Raw genomic sequence first — 2,467 nt, 5'->3', positions numbered from 1 at the left:
TGCTGGCTTTTAAGTCACTGCAAATAAATTAGCGAGGTAAGCTTGGGAATGACACTTCGGCCATATCGCGCATACAACGAACTACTTGGCAGCTGTAACCAAACTCATTGTCGTACCATACATATAAAACAATACGGTTATCTTCAACAATCGTTGCTTGTGAATCAACAACACCTGCGTAACGGCTACCTACTAAATCGGTAGAAACAATTTCCGTTGATGCTGTGTAATCAATTTGGTCACGTAAGTCTGAATGAAGTGCAGTGTCGCGTAAAAATGCGTTTAGCTCTTCAACTGATGTGCTTGTTGCTAAGTTAAGGTTCAAAATAGCTAGCGACACATTAGGTGTAGGTACGCGGATTGCGTTACCTGTTAATTTGCCTTCAAGCTCTGGTAATGCTTTTGAAACCGCTTTTGCAGCCCCTGTCTCAGTAATTACCATGTTAAGTGCTGCGGCACGGCCACGGCGCTCTGCTTTGTGGTAGTTATCAATAAGGTTTTGATCGTTCGTGTACGAGTGTACAGTTTCAACATGGCCATTATTAATACCAAACTTATCGTTTAGTGCTTTAAGCGTTGGTGTAATTGCATTGGTTGTACAGCTTGCTGCACAAACAATTTTATCTTCAGGTAAAATATCTTTGTTATTAACACCATATACGATGTTTTTGATATTACCTTTTGCAGGAGCTGTTAATAATACTTTTGCAGCGCCCTTACACTCTAGATGCTGGCCAAGGCCCGCTTCGTCTTTCCAAATACCGGTGTTATCAACAATTAATGCATTGTCGATACCGTATTGAGTGTAATCAATTTCGCTAGGAGAGTTAGCGTAAATAACCTGAATGTAGCTACCGTTGGCTTTAATTGCGTTACGTTCTTTATCAATAGTGATCGAGCCATTGAATGGACCGTGAATTGAATCACGACGCAGTAAGCTTGCACGCTTTTCAAGATCACCCTCTTTACCGCCACGCACAACAATAGCGCGCAAACGTAAATCTGAATATGGACCTGATTTTTCAATTAATAAACGCGCTAGTAAACGACCAATACGACCAAAACCATACAATACAACATCGCGTGGTTCTTTCGCTGGTAAGTCAGCTATTTCTGCAAGTTCATCTTTTACAAATTCTTCTACTGAGCGGCCTTTTGCAGCTTCAGTGAACAAATAACTATATGCAAGCTTACCAATATCAATACGTGCAGAGTTTAATTCCATTTTGCTGATAGCTTCTAAAAATGGGAAGCTTTCACGCAAACGTAATTTAGTGCCTTCAAACTGAGCAACGGTTTTGTGAGATTTGATAATATCGATAGTACTGGCATTTACGAGAGGACGGCCATATACAGCGATTTCGATACCACGATTACGGTAAAGTTTACCAATGATTGGTTGCATGCTTTCTGCGTAATCTTGGCGCTCTTGCCAACTATTTGTGTATTCTAACTCGTGAGATGAGGTCATTTTATTTACCTAAGTTTATCATTTTGAACGGATAGCCTTTAAAAATGCACTATATTTTGAGAGTAATGCACTTCAGGCTGGGCTATTCTAATTTAATCTGAAGTTATTCTCTACTGTTAGGCGTTAAATGATTGCGTTAGAATAACAAGGTAGATATTCATTTGGGGTTAAGGGATGCTTAAAAAAGCAAGTGTACTATTGAGTTTGCTAACGTTGACAGGGTGTGAAGAGCCCTTGACACTCGCACAAGTGTGCAAAGAAACACCTGGCTTTTGTAGCGACTTAAACAAAGACAGCCACTGCAAGGATGAACGTTCTGATGTAATTATCAAACGTTACATAGAATACAAAGACCCTACTGATGAAAATAAATACCAATTACTCAAGGACTTTGAATCCTATAACCAATGTATAACTGTGGCTGCCAAAATTGAACATATTAAGTTAAAAGCTAAAAAAACGTCACGTATTGACGGTCAATTAACGAGCATTAAAGAAATGACTCGCTTATATCAAGATACCCAAAATACGAACCATCCAGGTTTGCTCTACTACCAATGGTCACGAAATAATAACCAAAACGCACTGACTAAATTATTGGCGATAGAAAATGACAAAAGTGTAACGCAAAGTGCCGAAATGCAATTTTTTTTAGCATCGTACTATATTAAGTTCGACGATGAAAAAACCATTGATTTGCTTTATAAAACTTTAGAGCTCAATAAAAAAGACAACGTACCGAATCCTGAAGTGTATACATCACTTATTAGTCTTTTTTATAAACATGATAAATTTAAGCATGCATATATATTTTCTAAAGTAGCGCAAATGTCGGGGATTGAAAATATTGACGTGTTTGAAATTGAGCAGCAATTAATAACGAGTGGTAAAAGCTTAGACAGCCTAGATGTACTTGCAGAGCAAACATTTCAGCAAATAATGGCAGGTGATTTTGTATCTCCTCGAGAGTTTTAATTTATAATCGCAAAAATAACC

General features: G+C 38.2%; 2 protein-coding genes. One reads left to right on the top strand and one right to left on the bottom strand.

The genetic code is table 11. The features are described from left to right. Positions 1–28: 28 nt before the first annotated feature. A complete protein-coding gene (locus CXF89_RS18950; RefSeq protein WP_010554014.1) occupies positions 29–1,471 on the bottom strand; it encodes a glyceraldehyde-3-phosphate dehydrogenase in 1,443 nt (480 codons plus the stop codon). Between the two features lie 174 nt (positions 1,472–1,645). On the opposite strand from CXF89_RS18950, the gene CXF89_RS18945 reads away from it, so the two are divergent. Next, positions 1,646–2,446 (top strand): DUF2989 domain-containing protein, encoded by an 801-nt coding sequence (locus tag CXF89_RS18945; protein ID WP_024608362.1) that lies wholly within the window; start codon positions 1,646–1,648, stop codon positions 2,444–2,446. The last annotated feature ends 21 nt before the right edge of the window (positions 2,447–2,467 follow it).

It is taken from the genome of Pseudoalteromonas sp. MelDa3 (genome assembly GCF_002863625.1).
GTDB lineage: Bacteria > Pseudomonadota > Gammaproteobacteria > Enterobacterales > Alteromonadaceae > Pseudoalteromonas > Pseudoalteromonas arctica.
The sequence above is the reverse complement of the archived record's forward strand: the minus strand, read 5'-3'. Positions and strand labels throughout refer to the sequence as shown.

Excerpts from the sequence above, each read along its gene's own strand:
- CXF89_RS18950 (WP_010554014.1), bottom strand. The coding sequence starts at position 1,471 with ATGACCTCATCTCACGAGTTAGAATACACAAATAGTTGGCAAGAGCGC.
- CXF89_RS18945 (WP_024608362.1), top strand. The coding sequence starts at position 1,646 with ATGCTTAAAAAAGCAAGTGTACTATTGAGTTTGCTAACGTTGACAGGG.